Source organism: Pseudomonas sp. B37(2017) (genome assembly GCF_002112885.1).
Taxonomy (GTDB): domain Bacteria; phylum Pseudomonadota; class Gammaproteobacteria; order Pseudomonadales; family Pseudomonadaceae; genus Aquipseudomonas; species Aquipseudomonas paraglycinae.
On sequence record NZ_NEIX01000004.1, the window covers coordinates 145819 to 165323 of the forward strand.

The 19505-nt window shown below is 58.5% G+C and carries 10 protein-coding genes; 6 read left to right on the plus strand and 4 right to left on the minus strand.

Translation table 11 applies throughout. The annotated features are described in order from the left end of the window. The first annotated feature begins 22 nt into the window (after positions 1 to 22). From CAF90_RS12570 to CAF90_RS12595, 6 genes are read left to right on the plus strand one after another with little or no spacing between them, the layout of a single operon-like run. Positions 23 to 748 carry an RDD family protein gene (locus tag CAF90_RS12570; protein ID WP_085606644.1) on the plus strand — a complete coding sequence of 242 codons (726 nt, stop codon included), beginning with the start codon at positions 23 to 25 and terminating at the stop codon, positions 746 to 748. After that, positions 745 to 1722 carry a stage II sporulation protein M gene (locus CAF90_RS12575; protein WP_085607023.1) on the plus strand — a complete coding sequence of 326 codons (978 nt, stop codon included), beginning with the start codon at positions 745 to 747 and terminating at the stop codon, positions 1720 to 1722. Before CAF90_RS12570 ends, CAF90_RS12575 begins: the two co-directional genes overlap by 4 nt. After that, positions 1709 to 3253 (plus strand): DUF4129 domain-containing protein, encoded by a 1545-nt coding sequence (locus tag CAF90_RS12580; RefSeq protein ID WP_085606646.1) that lies wholly within the window; start codon positions 1709 to 1711, stop codon positions 3251 to 3253. The genes CAF90_RS12575 and CAF90_RS12580 overlap by 14 nt, the downstream gene beginning before the upstream one ends. Continuing rightward, on the plus strand, positions 3250 to 4416 hold the full coding sequence (locus CAF90_RS12585; protein WP_085606648.1) for a DUF4350 domain-containing protein: 1167 nt from the start codon (positions 3250 to 3252) through the stop codon (positions 4414 to 4416). The genes CAF90_RS12580 and CAF90_RS12585 overlap by 4 nt, the downstream gene beginning before the upstream one ends. Further along, positions 4413 to 5414: a MoxR family ATPase gene (locus CAF90_RS12590; RefSeq protein WP_085606649.1), complete on the plus strand. Its 1002-nt coding sequence runs from the start codon at positions 4413 to 4415 to the stop codon at positions 5412 to 5414. Before CAF90_RS12585 ends, CAF90_RS12590 begins: the two co-directional genes overlap by 4 nt. Beyond that, positions 5411 to 6742 (plus strand): DUF58 domain-containing protein, encoded by a 1332-nt coding sequence (locus tag CAF90_RS12595; protein WP_085606651.1) that lies wholly within the window; start codon positions 5411 to 5413, stop codon positions 6740 to 6742. Before CAF90_RS12590 ends, CAF90_RS12595 begins: the two co-directional genes overlap by 4 nt. Here the strand turns inward: CAF90_RS12595 and CAF90_RS29565 are convergent. From CAF90_RS29565 to CAF90_RS12615, 4 genes are all read right to left on the minus strand, one after another. Continuing rightward, complete coding sequence (locus tag CAF90_RS29565) at positions 6739 to 7449, minus strand: hypothetical protein (protein ID WP_170929380.1); 711 nt, start codon at positions 7447 to 7449, stop codon at positions 6739 to 6741. The two genes, CAF90_RS12595 and CAF90_RS29565, sit on opposite strands and share 4 nt — an antisense overlap. A 3-nt stretch (positions 7450 to 7452) precedes the next feature. Continuing rightward, positions 7453 to 10239 carry a hypothetical protein gene (locus CAF90_RS12605; protein WP_085606653.1) on the minus strand — a complete coding sequence of 929 codons (2787 nt, stop codon included), beginning with the start codon at positions 10237 to 10239 and terminating at the stop codon, positions 7453 to 7455. Beyond that, complete coding sequence (locus CAF90_RS12610) at positions 10236 to 14723, minus strand: neuraminidase-like domain-containing protein (protein ID WP_085606655.1); 4488 nt, start codon at positions 14721 to 14723, stop codon at positions 10236 to 10238. Before CAF90_RS12610 ends, CAF90_RS12605 begins: the two co-directional genes overlap by 4 nt. Positions 14724 to 14785: 62 nt before the next feature. After that, a complete protein-coding gene (locus tag CAF90_RS12615) occupies positions 14786 to 19459 on the minus strand; it encodes an Ig-like domain-containing protein (RefSeq protein WP_085606657.1) in 4674 nt (1557 codons plus the stop codon). Between the last annotated feature and the right edge of the window lie 46 nt (positions 19460 to 19505).

Sequence of the window (19505 nt, forward strand, 5' to 3'; positions counted from 1 at the left end):
ATCCGGCAACATCAGGTAGCCCATGCTCGAGACCACAGCACCGCCAAGGAAAGCACCGCTGGCCCCGCCACTGGATACGCGGCACCAGGTCGAAACGCCGGAAGGCATCGACCTGCCGCTGCGTCCCGCCGGCCTGACGGTGCGTGCCGTGGCGTTCACCATCGATCTGGGGTTGCGCGGGCTGATCCTGGGCCTGCTGCTCATGGTGCTGGCGTTGCTTGGCAAGCTCGGTATCGGCCTCGGTTCATTGCTGCTGTTCGTGGTGAGCTGGTGGTACATGGTGTTGTTCGAAGTGCTGCGTCAGGGCCGCTCGCCGGGCAAGCAATGGATGGGCCTGCGGGTGGTGCACGACGATGGCACGCCGGTCGGCTGGTCAGCCTCCCTGTTGCGCAATTTGCTGCGTTTTGTCGACCTGATGCCGTTCGGCTATTTCCTCGGTGCGATCAGTTGCCTGCAACACCCGACCTTCAAACGCCTCGGCGACATCGCTGCCGGCACGCTGGTGATCTACAGCGAACGCCCGCTCAAGCGCCCGCAGTTGCCCGATGCCGAACCCCGCCGCTCACCGATCCCGCTGACCCTGACTGAACAACGCGCCCTGCTCGCCTTCGCCGAACGCCAAGGTGAACTGTCGACAGCGCGGGTCAACGAACTCGCTGCACTGCTGGCCCAGCCGCTGCACATCAGCGCGCCGAAAGCCGTCGGTGAACTCAACGGCATCGCTCGCGGCCTGTTGGGTCCGACATGAAGCAAAGCCTTTTCGAAACCCGCCACAAGGCCGAATGGGAGCGTTTCACCCTCGCCCTCGAACGACTTGAACGAGGCAAGGACACTTCGCAGGTCGCGGAATTTCCCAAGGCCTATCGCCGACTCTGCCAGCATCTGGCGCTGGCGCAGGAACGTGGATACAGCAGTTTTCTGGTCGACTCCTTGCAACAGCAAGTGCTGCGCGGGCATCAACAGCTTTACCGGCATCGCAGCCAGCTCGGCGCTAACGTGCTGGGTTTCATCCTCGCCGGTTTTCCACGGCTGGTGCGCGCCGAATGGCGCTTCGTGCTGGCCGCCGCCCTGTTGTTCTTCGGCAGCCTGGCCGGTTTCGGTTTGCTGGTTTTCCTGTTTCCGGAGCTGGTCTACAACCTGATACCCGCCGATCAGGTGCGCGAGATGCAAAGCATGTACGACCCCGCCGCCGGCCATCTCGGGCGTTCGGCCGAGCGCGCGGCGAGCGAAGACTGGGTGATGTTCGGCTACTACATCATGCACAACATCGGCATCGCCTTTCAGACCTTCGCCAGCGGTTTGCTGCTGGGGGTGGGCAGTGCGTTTTTCCTGTTCTACAACGGGCTGATCATCGGCGCGGTGGCCGGACACCTCAGTGAAATCGGCTTTGGCCAGACCTTCTGGTCGTTCGTGATCGGGCACGGTGCGTTCGAACTCAGCGCCATCGCCCTGGCCGGCGCGGCAGGACTGAAACTGGGTTGGGCATTGATCGCGCCGGGACGCCTGACACGAATCGAGGCCCTGCAGATCGCGGCGCGCCAGAGCATCCTGTTGATCTGCGGCGTGATGCTGTTTCTGTTGATCGCCGCGTTTATCGAAGCCTACTGGTCGTCGCGCACCGGGGTTACGCCGCAGACCAAATACCTGGTCGGCGCCGGGCTCTGGCTCTGCGTGGCGCTCTATCTGCTGTTCGCCGGAAGGACCCGCCATGCGCCTGAGTGACGCAACCGTGGCGATCCGTCCGCGCACCACCTGGGAAGCCATGGATCTGGGCGTGCTCATGAGCCAGCAACATCGGCGCCTGCTGATGACCAGTTGGGCCATCGTCACCCTGCCGCTGTTCGCGGTGCTCAGCCTGTTATTGTGGGATTCACCGTCGCTCGCCGTGTTCATCTTCTGGTGGCTGAAACCGGCCTACGAACGCCTGCCGCTGTACATCCTGTCCAAGGCGCTGTTCGGCGAAACACCCATCTTGAAACAGGCCTTGCGCCAATGGCCGCGCCTGCTCAAGCCGCAACTCATCGCCAGCCTGACCTGGCGCCGCCTCAGCCTCAGTCGCAGCTTCCTGCTGCCCGTGTTGCAACTCGAAGGCCTCGACGGCACCGCCCGCCAGCAGCGTTTGCAGGTGTTGTTGCAACGCAATGCCGGCGCCGCGCAGTGGCTGACGATCATCGGCGTGCATCTCGAAACGGCGCTGTGGATCGGCCTGATGGTGTTGTTCTACCTGCTTCTGCCGCAACAGGTCGAAACCGATTGGGACTGGCAAAGCCTGATCTTCGCGGCCGACTACGAATGGCGCTGGCTGGAGCATCTGACCAATGCGTTCTATGCGCTGATCCTGGTGATCTGGGAACCGGTGTATGTCGCCTGCGGGTTCAGTCTGTACCTGAACCGCCGCACCGTCCTCGAAGCCTGGGACATCGAACTGGTGTTCCGCCGCTTGCGTCAGCGTTTGAACAGCAGCGCAATCGGCTTGCTGCTGGTGGTGTGTCTGCTGTTGCCGGGCGTGCCATCAGTCTGGGCTGCCGACCCCGCCACTGCTTCGGATGCACCGCGTCTCTTGAACCAGCCGCTGACCAGCGAGGCGTCCCGCAACAGCATCAAGGCCTTGCTCGAACAACCGCCGTTCAAGAACAAGGAAACCGTCACCCGTTATCGCTTCGGCGAAGATCCTGCTGCTGCCGAAAAACCCAAGGAAGGCGGGGTACCGCGATGGTTGAAAACCCTGCTCGACTGGCTGGACGGCCGACACCTCGACGGTCTGGCCAAGGCGATTGAAGTCGTGCTGTGGGGCGCGGTGATCGCCGGGCTCGGCTGGCTGGTCTGGCGTTATCGGGATTTTCTGCAAACGTTCGTCGGCCGCCGTCCGCGCTTGCCCGAAACGAACAAAAGGCCCTTGCCGCAACAAGCCTTCGGTCTGGATCTGCAAAAGGAAAGCCTGCCCGATGACATAGCCAGCCATGCGGAACAGCTCTGGCAAACCGAGCCGCGCGCGGCATTGGGTCTGCTGTACCGGGCACTGCTCAGTCATCTATTGCACGACTTCAACCTGACCCTGAAACCCGCCGACACCGAAAACGAAGTGCTGGCCCGGATCGAACAGTTGCAGCGACCGGACCTGCTCACTTATAGCCGTCAGCTCACCGGTCACTGGCAGAACATGGCCTATGGGCACCGAGTACCGGCGGCGCATCTGCAACAGGAATTGTGTGACGGCTGGCGCACCCTGTTTGGCCAAGGAGTCGCCCGTTGAGCCGGCGCACGCTCTGGCTTTTGGGCGGCGCGCTGATCGTCGCCCTGCTCGGTGCGCTGGGCATTTATCTGTACCTCAAGGCCACGCCTTACCAGGCCGAGGTCGATCACGGCCCGTCCCCCGCCGCGCAAGCCAATCCTTATCTGGCAGCGGAGATGTTTCTGCGTGAACGCGGGATCGACGTCAGTCATGCGGAAAGCCTCGCCGTGTTGCCCGATATCGATCCGCGCCAGCACACGCTGCTGATGTTTAACGACCGCTCGAAAATGACCCCGCGTCAGGTCGATCAGGTGCTGAACTGGGCCCGGGCCGGTGGAAGGCTGGTGTTCGTCGCCGAATCGATCTGGGATGAAAAGACCGGCCAGAGCAACGACCTGCTGCTCGACCGCGTGCAACTGCACCAATCCTTCACCAAGGATCTCAAGGGCGCGCCACCGGATGCCGCCGAAGATCCCTGGCCCAATCTGACCAAGCTCTATCTGGAAGACGAAGACGCGCCCGCCTATGCCGGATTCGACACCGCGTTCCACCTCGACGACCCGAAAAACCTCGCCCAAGCCTGGGCCAACAGCGCAAAAGCCACGCACATGATGCAACTGGCGTTCGGGCTCGGCACGATCACCGTGGTCACCGATGCCGATCTGTGGAAAACCCCGGCCATTGCGCAACACGACAATGCCTGGCTGCTCTGGTACCTCAGCGCCGACACCGCCGTGACGCTGCTGTACAACACCGAACACGACGGTCTGCTGACCCTGCTCTGGCGCTATTTCCCACAAGCCATCATTGCCCTGCTCGCGCTGATCGGCCTGTGGCTGTGGCATGTCGGCGTACGTCACGGGCCGGTGCAGGCGCCGGCTCCGAGTGGTCGTCGACAGTTGATGGAACACCTGCGCGCCAGTGCCGATTTCATCCTGCGTCACAACGGCCAACAGACCTTGCTGCAAGCGTTGCAGCAGGACGTCCTGCGCCGCGCCCGTCACCGTCATCCCGGTTTCGACCAACTGAACGTCGCCGAACAATGGCTGGTGCTGTCACGCCTGACCCGCCAACCGACCCGTGCCATCAGCCAGGCCCTGAGCCCGGCACCGAAGCGGCGTCTGTCCAGCGCCGAACTCTGCCGTCAGGTCGCCCACCTGCAAGCCTTGAGGAACACGCTATGACCGAACACATCGAATCCGGCTCGCCCAGCCACGCGGCCCAGCAACGCCAGCGCGCGAGCCAGTTGGCGCAAGCGGTGCGCGGTGAATTGCAGAAGGCGCTGATCGGCCAGAACACGGTGATCGACGACGTGCTGACCGCGCTGATCGCCGGCGGTCACGTGCTGCTCGAAGGCGTTCCGGGCCTTGGCAAGACCCTGCTGGTACGCGCCCTGGCGAAATGCTTCGGCGGCGAGTTCGCGCGTATTCAGTTCACCCCGGACCTGATGCCCAGCGACGTCACCGGCCACGCGGTCTACGACCTGCAGACCGAGCAGTTCAAACTGCGCAAAGGCCCGTTGTTCACCAACCTGCTGCTGGCCGACGAGATCAACCGCGCCCCGGCCAAGACGCAAGCCGCCCTGCTCGAAGCGATGCAGGAACGTCAGGTCACCCTCGAAGGGCGGGCGCTGCCGATTGCTCAACCGTTCATGGTGCTCGCCACCCAGAACCCGATCGAACAGGAAGGCACTTACCCGCTGCCGGAGGCCGAACTCGACCGCTTCATGCTCAAGGTGCGCATGGATTACCCCGACGCCGATCAGGAGCTGGACATGGTGCGGCAGGTCAGCCGCTCGACCCGCGCCGACATGCTCGATGTGCAACCGCTGCGCACCGTGCTGCAGGCCAAGGACGTGCAAGCCCTGCAGCGCATCGCCAGCGATCTGCCGCTGGATGATCAGGTGCTCGATTACGCCGTGCGCCTCGCCCGCAGCACCCGCACCTGGCCGGGGCTGACCCTCGGCGCCGGGCCACGCGCCTCCATTGCACTGGTGCGTTGCGCCCGCGCCCGGGCCCTGTTGCGCGGCGGTGAATTCGTGATCCCGGACGACATCAAGGGCTGCGCACTGGCGGTGTTGCGCCATCGCGTACGCCTTGCACCGGAGCTGGACATCGAAGGGCTGCAAGTCGATCAAGTCCTTCAGCAACTGCTCGACCAAGTACCGGCGCCGCGCCTGTGAACCCCTCGCGCCTGCTGTTGATCTGGCTGGCGATCCTGCTGGCCATCGGCATTGTGCTGGGCGCGTTGCAGGCGCTGGACGTCGAGGTGCCATCGAGCCTGCTGTCGATCAACTGGGGATTGTTGCTGGCGCTGTTTGCGCTGAGCCTGCTGGACGCGCTGCGCCTCAAGCGCCTGCCCTCGCCCCGCGTGCAACGACAGATGCCCGGCAGCCTGGCCCTCGGTCGCTGGAGCGAAATCCGGCTGGAAATCGAACACGACTTCGACCCACCACTGGCCATTCAAATTTTCGACCACGTACCCGACGGCCTCAGCCACGAAAACCTGCCGCTTTCCACCGAGCTGCAACCCGGCCAGCGCAGCCTGATCGGCTATCGCCTGCGCCCGCTCAAACGCGGCCACTTCACCTTCGAAACCTGCGAACTCAACCTGCCGAGCCCCTTCGGCCTGTGGTCCGGCAAACGCCTGCTGAACATCACCGACCACACCCGCGTCTACCCCGACTTCGCCCGCCTCTACGGCGGCCAGTTGCTGGCGGTCGACAACTGGCTCAGCCAGCTCGGCGTACGCCAGCGCCAACGCCGTGGCCAAGGGATGGAATTCCATCAACTGCGCGAATTTCGCGAAGGCGACAGCCTGCGCCAGATCGACTGGAAAGCCACCGCCCGCCATCGCACACCGATTGCCCGGGAGTACGAAGACGAACGGGATCAACAAATCATCTTCATGCTTGATTGCGGCCGGCAGATGCGCAGTCAGGACGGCGAGCTGTCACATTTCGATCATGCGTTGAATGCGTGTCTGCTGTTGAGTTATGTGGCGTTGCGGCAGGGAGATGCGGTGGGGTTGATGACCTTCGCCAGCGATCAGCCGCGGTTTATTGCACCGGTCAAAGGGGCGGGACAGCTCAAGGTGTTGCTCAACGGTGTTTATGATCTGGATAGCACACGACGTTCGGCGGATTATCCGGCGGCGGTGAATCAGTTGCTGACAAGGCAAAAGCGGCGGGCGCTGGTGGTGTTGGTGACTAATGTGCGGGATGAGGACGATGAAGAACTGCTGAGTGCCGTGCAGCGCTTGAGTCAGCAACATCGGGTTTTGGTCGCAAGCTTGCGGGAAACCGTGCTGGACGACCTGCGCCATCATCCGGTGCAAACACTGGATGAAACGCTGACTTACTGCGCGACCGTGGATTATCTCAACACCAGCGCGCAACACCATGAGCGGTTGAGTGCACAGGGTATCGCGGTGGTAGAGGCCGGTCCGGAGGAATTGGGTACCGGGCTGGTAACACGGTATTTGAGCTGGAAGAAGACCGGTACTTTTTAGGTTACGTCGGCGACGTCATCAGGCACAGTTGCCCCCAGAGAGACTGGATTTTCCGGTGACAGTTTGAGTATGCGTTCTGCCCCGAGTACCAGGTTGTAAGCCCCTCCTCCCGCATTGGTAGTGAACTGCCAAACCAGCCCGGTCATCGTCAAGGTTCTCCAAACACCCAGTGCCGGCTGCACACCTGTAATTCCCAGTTGAGTGGCCGATGAGAACCCGGTCAGGCCCAGAGTAAAGGCGCGGCCAAGCAACGCACTGTCTGGATTGGTAACCCTCAGCGTGATGCTATGAGTTCCCGCATTACGGGGAAACCTGGTTTCTTCCCCCCATGAAGTGCCGACAGGCTCTGCATTCAAATGGAAGATGGCATCACTCCAGACACCGGCAGCCAGCGTCTTGAAGCGAAAGGTGTGGGAGGCTGCTTTCGTCGGATCGGTTTCCAGCGTAGCGGTCACCGCGATATCCCCAACCTGTGTCGCCGTATAGCGTAAAAGCGCCCACCCGCTCTGGTCCGTCTTCACCCGGAACTCCTCCGGCTGCGTCGAGATGTTGAAGATCACCTCTTGATCGGATGCGGCCACGCGAGTACCGGAGTCAATCACCCTCACGGCCAGCGAAACCGTTTCTCCGGTCACAGGATCAAACATGGCCTCACGCACTTCGGCAATCTCAACCGCGTTGGATGCTGCTTGGGTTTGTCGAGACATGATTCATTCCTCTTCGGGTGGGATCGTCGATAGCGGCAGAACCGTTACTTCAAAGAGATAGGACGTGGGCGTTTGATCATAAGGACTGGGGGGCGTGGCTGTGACTTGAAACTTCCCCGGTTCTGTGGCCCTGAAGAGACAGCGGGCCCAACCCGATCCGTCAGTAGTGAAAGGCCTCGAACCCGTTGAGTCTTCAAACATCACCGCAAGCCCTGACACTGCGTCACGGGTGTAAAACGACTTGGCCTGGATCTCCAGAGAGACTGTCTCCCCCACCTGCGGATCAAATGCCGGCCCACGCGTGGTAGCCACTATTCGGTGGTGGCCCACCGAGACAGGCTGTTTGGGATAATCGAAATCGGCCTCAGGCAGGCTGAGCACAATGCCTTGGCCATCGCCCTCAGTGCTGAGTGTGGCATCGACATTCCACAGCACGCCGGCGCTCTCGATTTTCTGATCAGTTTCGGGCGTCAATTGCATGTTGAGTTTGTCGCCCTCCATCAACTTCGCTCCCATCATCAGCCCGGTTACAAGGCTGTCACCGGCAGGCGTGAAAACGCATTCGTGACTGGCGCCAATACAGGCGTACAACGTTTCGCCCGCGGCCAACTCATGGCCGTCCACAGTGAATGTTCCGAGGTCCTGGAGAATGGGTGGCAGCAATATTCCCTGCTGCACATACGAGCCCAATGCTGCATGGCGAACGATCAACTGGAAGCGTGAACTGCTCGGATAGGTGGAGCTGACCTGGTAACCAAGGCCCTCAGTGGTCACCTTACGGGGAGTAGCCGGATCAGGATGGACATCAAACTGCAACTCTGGATCGGACTCACTGATCAGTTCCACAGTGACAAACTCGTCAATCAGACGGTCTTCAACCGACATGATCTTGAGCTCCACAGGTGGCGTATCACGAAAACAGATGTGCCCGGTGCTTCCCTCCAGTCGGCCATCCAGCGTCACGGAGGCCAACTGCGCCCAACGATCTTCACCATATATATAAATTGAGAACTGCTCGGTGGGATCGATTGAATCGTAGCCACTGTCAACTCTCACCGTGACTACAAGCTCGCCCTCTGCTTCAGGCTTCAATGCAAATTGAGCCTGACCGCCAACGTCTGTCAGTACCTCCTGTTCCGTTCCATCATCGATACGCCAGTAAGTTTTTACTCCCGTAACGCCCCCTACACCGGGCACCTTCGATTCAATATCGACGGACAGTATCAGGTCGGGACCGCCCACGGCCGGGAACTTAGATGACTGATACGGGTTGTGGATGGATAACCAATTGTGAGCCAGGTCCACGGTTTGAAGGGGAGAGGGCTCCAGTAATCTCGAACATCTTAGATTCCACCCGATCTTGCTGCTTGTGAGGTTTGCACAGTCAGCGCTCCAGGCTCCTTTAGAATCGGTGACAGGCTGCCCGATCTCGAAATCAGGCTTGAGGGTCAGGCCCATTTCCCCCGGCGTGACATCCCCTATCCAATTCAGCTTCAATTCGGAGTCGTTCAGGACATTGGCATCCGTGAACATCATTTCTATCTCGTGGCTGGCGCCGCGATTGATAAAAGCCGTTCGGCTTCCCCAGACCCACGCATCGAGTTCATCCAGTCGTAGTGTGGTGCTCGTCCAGGGATCCTCCTGAAAGGCAAAGGAAACGAGCCGGAAATGAGCGTCTTCCGGTTTGTAGTAGCTTTCGACCTCTGCCTTGATTACAAAAGCGCCTTTCAGGGTCGGCTTGTAGATCAAGACCGCTTCGCCCTTTTCATCCGAATCCTGCGTTGACAATACCTCTCCCGTACTTTCAAGCGTAAAAATGACCTTACGCTTGGCCAAGGCCATACGGGTGAAGTGAGAGACCACTTTCACCCTCAACTCCACACCTTGACCGAGGGCAATAACCGGGTAGTGCTCAGGCGGCATCTCTGCAATGACATCCAGATGAAAATGACCGGAGATCACAGGTAGAAGATACTGGTCTGCGGTGTAGACGGTCTGGATGGCAAGGAGGTTCGAAATCTGGACGTCCTCCATGATTGATCGACAGGTGATTTGCCAATCCTTATCAAGCGGATAGGATTGCTTCCAGTCAGGACTCGCGCTGAGAACGTTCTCGGCATCGTCCAGATTCCATAATTCTGCCCGCGTTTTATGCCAGGCATTTTCGAGATGAACCTGGAAGGCAAGTCTATGTGTCGCACCAATGCACAGACGCACTTGACGCTGTGTCTGAACTTCCCCGTCAACCGTCACGGAGTCCAACTGCAAGGGTTCCAGACACAGCAACAACTTAGCGGATGTAAAACACACAATGCCCGGGTGGACTGGCAAGGGATTTGGCGGGCTGATGACAGAAATCTTGACAGTCGTTTCCTCCTCGTCCAGCAGGAGCGTTACTTTGAGTGGAGTCAGCTCCAGATCCAACAGGTCCGGGCTAGGGCCCTGTGCGTGCTCTTTCTGGAGTGACGGAACAAGGTCCACATCGTATTCACCTCCACGACCCGGGTTGATCCTCAGTGTCCCTGGGCTTTCTACCGAGAACGCCTGGTACATGAAATCCAACGTGTAATCTGCCTTGCCGGGACGGGGGCGCGGATACTCAGCCAGGCTTACCGTCTGCCAGCCAGCTCCCGTATCAACAGCCCCCATGAAGCCAATCGACTTCTCCTCCCACCTCGCTGTCTGGTGGGTGACCCGGCGCCCGTCATTTACCTCCCATCCCTCCAGATCCTCAGGGAAGAACCCGTTGTATAAAAAGCTTTCATCGGCGCGGCTATCTTTATCACTCATGAAGGCATCCTCCTGGCGCGACCCGATGCGCTTGATCTACCGGTCGCTGGAGAGCCGGAGAGCAAAACCTCAACTTCGCGGGCAAAATCCGGGCCGCCATCCCGGGCCTGATAAGTGATCGTCACGATGATGTCAGTCAAAGAGCGCAAAAGGCTGGCCTGACCAGGCTGAGCAGCTCTGGGAAACGTCAGCTGCCAGCTTGAATGGCAACCCGTGCCCTCATACGGCAGGTAACGATCATCGCCTCCCCGTTCGGCAATACCGTTCTCGTCCAAGCCTCTGGACAACACTATCTGCTGATGCGGGCGCAGGTTCTCCACCAGTGACCCGGAATCCGTAGAGGCAACACCTTCAAACAAGCTTTTGACAGCGGCAATATTCGGCTCTACGACAATAGAACTGCCTAATTGCACCAGCGTGGCGCGAATATTCTGGTACGGCCCGAGCAAGCCGGGGCAAGTGCATCTCAACTCCAGGATCTGACGGCAGTAGTGCGAGGGATAATCTTGAGCGAAGAGCTCCTCGTTAAGCTTGAAACGCAATTCCCCTGAAGTCTTGAAGTCATTCCATTCCTCTTCAATGACAAGTTCCTTCAGAGAGATCGTCTTTTCCAGTTGCAACCGACGCTCGTCACGCTTGAGCCGCGCTGCCGCCATCTGCAACAGATTCATCTTCAAAGAAGCACCCGCGTTGAATCCGTGTCGGGCGTCATACCAGACATCATGGCGGATAAACTGCATCGTGAAGTCGCCCATTTCATACTGCAGACAGCGCTGAGCGATGACGCAGTGACTGACCACCAAGTCGTATAGTTGAAACAGCAATGACTTCAATTGCCCTACGACCCAGTTACTTAATTCCTGGTTTGTGCTACGCCGCTTGTAGAACGCGAACATCTCCATGGATTGTGTGTTGACCACTTCTGTAAGTTGCAGAGTTGCCCGGGCGGCAATGATCGCCTGTTCCTGAGCCTGATACTGCTCGCGCAGCACCCGCGCCTCGGCTTTGGCCTGCTCGAGCATAAAGATCCACTCCTCCTCACGCCGTTGATGACCCGCATTGATGCTGGACTCCTCGGCTTCGCTTCTCCAGAACTGTGCGATCAATTGAAGCAACTCGGCACCCGCGTAGGGCACGGCCGCAGGACGCATGCCACCGGCTGCCATCCCATAAATGTTGGGTATTAAATCCAGCCCGGCCCCGATGGTCTGAAGTACGCCGGCACTCACTGAGACATCACGCGCGTCTCGGTTCTTTTCCAGAACCCTGTTCTCGGCCTCGGACACCCCCTTTTTGATCAATGCCTCAAAGCGCTGCACCTGGGCCTGGACCAGACTTTCGCTTTGACGCAGCGATTCCGCGATTAACTCTTGCTGGGCAATTGTCGCTACCTGGATCGAGCGGTTGTAGTCGGCCAACTCGATGACATGACGGTATTGCAGCTCCTCCTGCTCGCCCCGGTCCCGCAACTCCATCCACGACCTGAGCAGTTCCTCTTGCTGGATCATAAAATCCGCAAGCTGCATCGCCAGGTTGAAAGCGGTCTGCCATTTGTAAGGCACCACCTTCAGTTGCCCGCCGGGATCGCGAGACGAGCCCAGCGTACCGTTGCCTTGTGCAATCAGTAGCTCCCGCGCATCCATTGGTAGTGCGAACAATCGAATCGACAAGGGCTGACCGTCGATCGAACGATTCTCTCGCAAGTTCTTCAGCCGAGAGTTCAGCAGTGTCCACAATCGGTTGGGCCGATCGTTGATGCCGTCCTTGAATACACTGGTACCCAATAGTCCCAGGCGCGGTTGCCCCTGCATTGAAAGAGGCACATCCCCCAGTCCGACCTCAAGTCGGGCCTCAAATGTCTTGAGGGACTCGCGGCCCTGGATCTTCGTCACCAATTGGCTCAGTTTCACCGGGGTCCAGATACTGGCCGTCTGAGGGACCGGTTCTTCACCGATCAGCATCTGCGCCTTGCTGTACAGAAGGCTGGCGCGGACCATGCTGTCGTAATCCAGCTGACGGTATAAATCATCACCTTCGGCGATCAGGTTTTCCACGTAATGAAGGAAGATGGCAATCATGTGGTGAATCGGTGCGCAATAACCGATTGCATCCGGATCCGTCGGAGCCGGGTTCTCATACGAACAATTGACAGCGTCGATTTTCAGCGGGCGGCAGAGCCAGTACGCGTCCCGGGGAATCACATCGCGGTTCCTGGGGTCTGGCGGAATTTCGGGTGACAACGGGTCGAATATAAACTCGAACCATTGTCGCGCTTCGCCATAAGAACCGGCTTCCGAAAAGCGCCTGGCGACCAAATGTACGCAATGATAGAACAGCTCCCAGAAGTACCGACCATTGCAGCCGTCAAAGGGGCCGTTCGGTTCGAGCGTATCATCGGGGAGTTTTTTTTCTTGGATATGCTGTGTTGTCCAGTGGAGCAGAGCCTCGACCGACACTGCCGCCAGACTGGTCAGTACTGCGCCGAACTCTGAGTTGAGTCGAGCATATTTGAGCTTCTGTTCGGCATTGTTGAAACTCAGGAACTGCGAACCTTTACTACTGACCTTGTCGATGAAGGGGGTCTGGTACTGGGAGGGACGCTTGTTCAATTTCAAAAAGAACCGCTTTTTTCCCTGAACTGCGCCGAACGTAAAAGGGATCTCCGCATCAATGGGAAAATAATTGACGCTGTTCGAACTCGTATCTCGTTTAAAAACCAGCCAGGGCGTTGAATAGTCGCCGCGCAAATCGGCGATCGAATGCCAGTTCGGAGGGTCGTCCGCGAGTCGTGCATCCATGCCGAACTCGAATTGCGCAGGCACGTAGAGAATCCTGGGCACCAGCAGGTTTTTGTCGTTCGATACCGTTACACCCAGGACATCGACGGTAAATCCGGCACCGCCCCGAATTTGTTCCGGGGTGGCTTCGAGCAGATAAGACAGTGCTGCAGTTGAGAGGTCGACCTCGGCTTTGGCCACCCAGATTCCGTCTCCTACCGTTGCTTCCTCGAAGTCATTGATGGCAAAGGAATGGACATCTTGCTTACCCGCACCTTCAGGCAGTTGTACGAGATGGATATCCGTCGGTTGGCGTCCTGTCGTCAGGGTGATGCTGACCTGCTGCCCGCCGACACCGACAATCTCGACGTCGGTATACGTTGTGCCATGGATTGCCCTCCAGCCGATCGACAACTGCTGCAGTTCGCGTCCACGTTCCTGCACCGCATCGCAGCGTCCGCGTACTCTGAGCACTTCGTAAAATTTTCCGTCCGTCCATTGCTCGCGTGTGTAGACGGCGTCCAGATACAGGCTCTCACTGACAGGCCCTGCCACTATGTCTTGGGTGCGGACGGTGATTGGCGAATAATCCGCTGGCACCACCTTCTGTTGCAGACTGGCTGGATTGTTGAAACGTCCGAAGACCATTTGCAGCTGGGTGTCGATATCCCCCGGCACCTTGTTCATTCGCGCATCGCGGGTTTCATGGATTTCTATTTCATGCAGCGGTGCCTTCCCGCCCAGGTCTTGGCGGTTGGTGTAACACACGCTCAACAAATCATCACGAGGATCGCCATCGCCTTGAGAAAAAGCGATCAGCCGTCCGTTGGAGACATCGTGTTCGCACTCTTGACGCCACAAGGTCAAAGGGGCTGACCATTGATCGTTAAGAGAACTGAAGGCCAGTTGAATCTGCAATTTCCAGGGTGACTGCACCACACCATTGGTATCGACCTGACGCTCGACCCACTCGCACCAGACCAGAACCGGCCGCCCGAGCCAGATCACGCATCGTATATCCACCACCTTGCCCGAGGTGACAATGTCGCATTTGCGCCACTCACTCCAGTTATGAGGGCCGATCGTTATGCTGTTCACGTCAACGTGAACCTTGACACTGCGCAGGTGGTAAGCGAACGGCGGCGTCTGCTCCTGTCCGATCAGGTAGTAATCTGCCTGGCGGGTATTTTTCCCATCGATGTAGCCGGCGAGCACGTCCAGGTCACTTATCTCCTGGAGGCCCCTGGTGTAACCCATCAGAGCGGTTTTGACCGATGCGTTGCTCAGCCGCCTCTGTTGCAGATTGCCTTCGAACGTGCGGAACAGCGCGGTTTTGTTCAGACGTAATGTCGGATCGATGTAGTTTGACGCATGAGTCATGAGTTCCTGGTTGGCCGACCACCTGCTGTAACGGCTCAAGTACTGATCCCAATACAGCCGGTCATCCGGCTCGAAATAAACGTTTGTGAAACCCGGTTCGGTTCCCCCGAATACCGAATGAACAAATTGCTGCAAAGTCCGCACAGTGGAGGAAACCTTCGTGGCTTCCAATTGCGCCTTGTCCTGAAGATCGGCCAACAGATACCCACTTAGCTCTTCGAGAGTGCGAATCCGGCTCTCACCGGTCCACAGCCTTTTGCCCAGCACCGCAGCGGCCATTGCCTTCACGAAACCTTCATTGAGCTCGTCCAGTTGGGGCGTAGACATTCTTGTTCTCCCTGTTGCAAGGTGTTGACTTGACAACGAGTGGCCATGGGCAATCGGTCAATTCATGATTTCGATGGAGAGCCCCGCACCACTGACCGTTTACGCAACGTCCCTTCAAGCACCAGGACCTGCTCCAGGAGGTCGGCGTACACACCGATCTGAAAGTCGCCGTTGCGTACGTTGCCGATGTGGATGTCCACACTGTGAGCGGATTCAGTGAAATCAAAACGCCTGGCCATCGGCGGGTCGAAAACCATGGCCAGCGCCTGCGTGGAGTACGTGGAGCTCCATCCAAGGGCGCCCTGGGTGCCGACGATCTGAGAGGGGTCTGTCGCTGCGATTTCAAGGCGGTAATGCCCATCCCTGTACAGTTCAAGGGTGTCGCGCCCCGGGATGATCGAGATCGAGGTCTCCGAACCATCGTCTGCGATGATGATCAGCGTGACTGTCCAGCCGAAGGCTTTAATGGCCGTCAAATTGAAGACTCTGGCTGGCTCGAGCGGATGCTGTTCCAGCATCGCGGTCACCTTGAACTCGCCTGCCTGCTTCGCCGAGAACGGATATTTCGAGCGACCTGGCTCATCTGTCTTGAGGATGACGTCCACAGGTGGATCCGAATCGACGGTCCACCTCACGGGATAATGTTCAAGCGCTGGAGCGCTCGGGTCGTCGCTCTCTTTCACAACAATCCACACCGGCGTTGCCGTTGCGCCCACCACTGGAAAGGGTATGTTTTGCAAAAAGTCCCGGATCACGGCACCACTGGCGACCCAGACCGTGAGTTCAACGGCGGCATCACTACCCAATTGCGCAAAAATCGTCAAAGGACCGGCTTCGAGGCTGGCCAGAGAAAACAGGCAGACGCCGTTAATATCGCTGTCCACCCCGGTTTTACTGGCATCACTGCTCGTCCACCACTCTACCCGCCGATGCGCCACGGGTTCGTCATCCAGCCCCACCACCTTGCAACGCACCTCCAGCGGTTGACCTGCCATGGCCACATCGCTGACAAACGGGTTACCGGAAATCCGCGGTTTGTCCGCGAACTTGAGCAGACCTGTGAAGGTAAAGCTGTGGGATTCATCCACATTACCCACAGTAATCCTGGCATCGCCGGGAGACAGGCTGGAAATCCAGACCTTACTCACGCCATCCTTATCGGTGACGGTCTGACGCGGCCGAATCTGCCCGACAGTCGTTCTCCACAGCACCGGATAATGGGCGACAGGATTGCCGTACCTGTCCATTACAGTGGTAAACACCTCTTGTTCCCACAAATTGCCCGCCAGCACGGGATCCCGGGGGATCTCGGAACTCTGCAAGGGTCTGGCCTGTGCGCTCTCCAGATCAGGACCGATCCGTACCGATGGGCCAAACTGTGGGTCATGAAACGGCAGGCTGTAGCGTAAATGCGCCGTTCCCACCCTTGCCCCGGCCTGCAATCGCGCCCATGCACGCCCCTGACGGTCTGTTGTGACCGTAGGCGTGAGTACAACCCCAAGATCGGTTTCGATATAAAGCGTCACTCCTGCTAGAGGAATGCCGAAAAAATCAAGCAGCGTGATCAGAAACTCCGCGACCTCCAGATCCAGTCCCACAATCAGGCTCGTGTTATCCACCACGCAATGGGTGTTGTAACTCTGGCCGACCTCAGCCGAGTCCGGCGAGGTTTTCGAATCATTGAATCGGCTCAGGCTTTCCAGTGCCTTTTGAGCACCCTGCTGATATTGCGAATTGCCATCGAGCAGATTCAGTTTGCCAAGAGTGACCGCCGTCTCGGCGTCCATACCTTTTGACGCCAGCTCCAGCGTGCGCATCAGAACGCCAAGCTCTTCGAGCGTACGTAGCAAGGGTAGCGCCGGTTCTTCACTCGCTTCGGCCACGGCATTGATATGCTCGACAACTTTGAGCACTTGACCGATGCCACAGCCGAAGAAACGGGCCAGTTTGTCGGCCGCGGCATCGCGAAACAGACGCTGCGCATCAGGACTCAAGTCATTGGGTAAATCATTTGCCTGGCCCAGGTAGTCGTATATTTTTTCTTCCGGTTGCCGAGCGCGCTCCACCAGTCGACCGAAAAGTGCCAGGCAGTAAATAGTATTGATCGATATGTCGAAGCGATCCTCAAGGCTGAACTGCAGAAAATTTTCGCCAGTGAGGAGCCTCGCAAGCAGTGACGGGCTCAATTTGAGCTTGTCGGCAATTCGTGCACGGCGCTCCACTTCCGCGAACGTTTTCAGAAACAGATCAGGCTCCTCCAGAGCCTTCATTTTGCGCCGCTGACGCTGCACCGGCGTGACCAGCGCCTCCTTCAAAAACTCGTACGAATGCCCTTGGGCCCACATCAACACCTGAGCCGTGAGCAATTCGCCAAGCTTCAGGAAAACCGACAGGCTCACCTCGACCAGCACCCGTTGCTCGTCCCGGCAGCGCAGCACGACCATGAGCAGAAGCGCATGCAAAGCCGCCCTGTCCCGTACGACGTCCGGAGGGGGGGACTCAGAGGGGTAGACATGTTTTGCAATCGCTATGAACGCCTCATTGGCACGTGCCAGAAACTGCTCTTCAGTCTCGTCATACCGCCCGACAACCGCGCCTTTATCGTCCACCAGCGAACCGAGCAATTGCAGCCAGTCGATCGGTTGATCATTGCTCGTACGCGCAGGTGCGCCAGCTTCCAGCAGCGTGGCTGACTTCACTAATATCGGCTGCACCTGACTGCTCAGCTGCAACAGGAATTGCTCCTGACTTTCGGTCCAGACGGTTGGAACGTAGACCGGATTGACGTATTGCACTAACCAAGGCACCGGCACATTGAAATCGTTGGTCCACTCCACACAGGTCATCACTGCATGAATGGTGCTCAATGCATCTGCGGCATCTGTCGTCCCATAAGCAGAGACCAGCGGCCTGCCAGCCAATTGCGGCGCCAGGCCAAGGGTTTGAAGCAGTGCGGTGAGTTCGATAGGCGTCAAGCCGAACATGCGGGCCAACCGCACCAGCCGCCAGAAACTCGATAGCGTCTCAAGATTGCACTTGAGGTGCGTCCTGAGCCCAAACGCTTCGGCGATCACAGTTGCCAGATAGCGATAGGTCTCGGGGTTGATGCCCAACCCTTTGCAAATCTGCTGAACTGTTTGCTGGTCGGCCGACGTGATGGGGATGATCGCGAACTCACGATCAGTGATCTTCAAGGGGTCATCAAACGGTTCTGAATGGTTGTAGCCCTGATCAAAAAACGCCGGAACTCCATTCTGACCATGGGGCGACAACACATCCAGGATCCCCGCGAAGTCTTCCGCGGTGCAGTCGTATTTAGCACTCAGCTCGACGAAAAGCCCCACAGCGCTCAGCGTACTGGAGCGAATCCACAAGGCCGCGTCCGCCCCGCCCCGGCGCTCTGCGTTCATCACCGCGATGAGTATTCGGTCCACCAGGTAGCTCGGCAAACCCAATAGCCGATCCAGGCGGCTTTTGCGTTGCATACGGTCTGTACGGTGCTCCAGGGCGGAGTCTTCCCCAATATTCGTCAACAGATGCCTGGGTTCGATGTCGCCATATTCGATTCCGATCGCCGGTTCTGTCCCGCCATGAATGAACCGTGCGCCCGCTACCTCTCCTGTCAAAGGTTCATCGGGGTCACCCAGCGCCGGAGCGTTGGGTGAAAGTTTGGGTGTATATCGCCCCATCGCCAGAAAACAGTCGACCTGATCCTGGGTAAAGCCCATTGCAAGCCTGAAAATCCAGAGTCTGCGCAGAGATGCATTGGCAATCACAAGACTGCCAAAGTTTTCCAGATAGAAGTCCCCGGCAGACTTTTGTGGATCCGCATCGATTCGGCCCGTACTTGGGTCTACCCTTTGCAGCGATTTGCCGGCCGGCTCGGTCCCCCGCCCAAAGTAAGGGGATTCGAGCAACAACGCTGAGAGCGCCGGACCGCTGCCAATACTCTGCTGGAGGGCTGCGTCGTCACGTGGCCCGCGCCCACCGGCATTCTTGAAATAGGGATACTTGGGATCGAGCCTGCGAATGACTTCCCCCAGCGAGCCATTTTCAACGACCTGCCGCACAACGTGTCGGATACTGAGCCGGTCATGCTCGTAGGGCATTTCCTGGGGGAACCGAATGGAGCGAAGGTAGTCCTTGGCCGTTGAAAAGCTCTCGCCTTCTTTCGACAGAATCAATGCTTCAAGTATCGTGCTATTGATCTCGACCCGGGACTTCACCTGATTGATAGCCGCCTCATCAATCAGCAGGTCGTCCACATCGCTGCGACGCAATGTCAGCGGAATGGCACCCGGCCCCGCTTTCGGCTCGATCAGCTCACGTATCCACTGGCGCAAGGCCACTAAATAGGCTGTCGTGGACGCGCTGTGTTCCGGGCTACCCAGAGCAGCAGCGCCATCAACATCGGGAGAAAAAATCTGCTGATAGGTCGGCAGCGGCCCGGCCATTCCTTTATCGCTGGGTCTCGGCACTCCACGCAGGTGTTGCTGGCGGTACAGCCTGGCGATATTAAGTGCCAGCGCCCTGCCGCGGCTCAACAGGGCTTCGGCCTCCTCAGGTTTCAAGCCAAGTGTGCGCAATTCACCCACGCTGAGTTTTGTCAGATCGAACACGCTGGCGGACTTCATGAGGTGTCTTTCCAGCGCCTTGGGCACGTAGATCCGCTTTTTACTCTGCCCCAGCACAGCCCTGAGCAGTTGATGAACAGGGCTTTTGTCTGATGCTTTCATTCAGCGCTTCCTCTTGAGGGGAAACAAACGCCGGGACCTGACGGCG

Excerpts from the sequence above, each read along its gene's own strand:
- CAF90_RS12570 (WP_085606644.1), top strand. The coding sequence starts at position 23 with ATGCTCGAGACCACAGCACCGCCAAGGAAAGCACCGCTGGCCCCGCCA.
- CAF90_RS12580 (WP_085606646.1), top strand. The coding sequence starts at position 1,709 with ATGCGCCTGAGTGACGCAACCGTGGCGATCCGTCCGCGCACCACCTGG.
- CAF90_RS12605 (WP_085606653.1), bottom strand. The coding sequence starts at position 10,239 with ATGAGTGATAAAGATAGCCGCGCCGATGAAAGCTTTTTATACAACGGG.
- CAF90_RS29565 (WP_170929380.1), bottom strand. The coding sequence starts at position 7,449 with ATGTCTCGACAAACCCAAGCAGCATCCAACGCGGTTGAGATTGCCGAA.
- CAF90_RS12575 (WP_085607023.1), top strand. The coding sequence starts at position 745 with ATGAAGCAAAGCCTTTTCGAAACCCGCCACAAGGCCGAATGGGAGCGT.
- CAF90_RS12590 (WP_085606649.1), top strand. The coding sequence starts at position 4,413 with ATGACCGAACACATCGAATCCGGCTCGCCCAGCCACGCGGCCCAGCAA.
- CAF90_RS12610 (WP_085606655.1), bottom strand. The coding sequence starts at position 14,723 with ATGTCTACGCCCCAACTGGACGAGCTCAATGAAGGTTTCGTGAAGGCA.
- CAF90_RS12615 (WP_085606657.1), bottom strand. The coding sequence starts at position 19,459 with ATGAAAGCATCAGACAAAAGCCCTGTTCATCAACTGCTCAGGGCTGTG.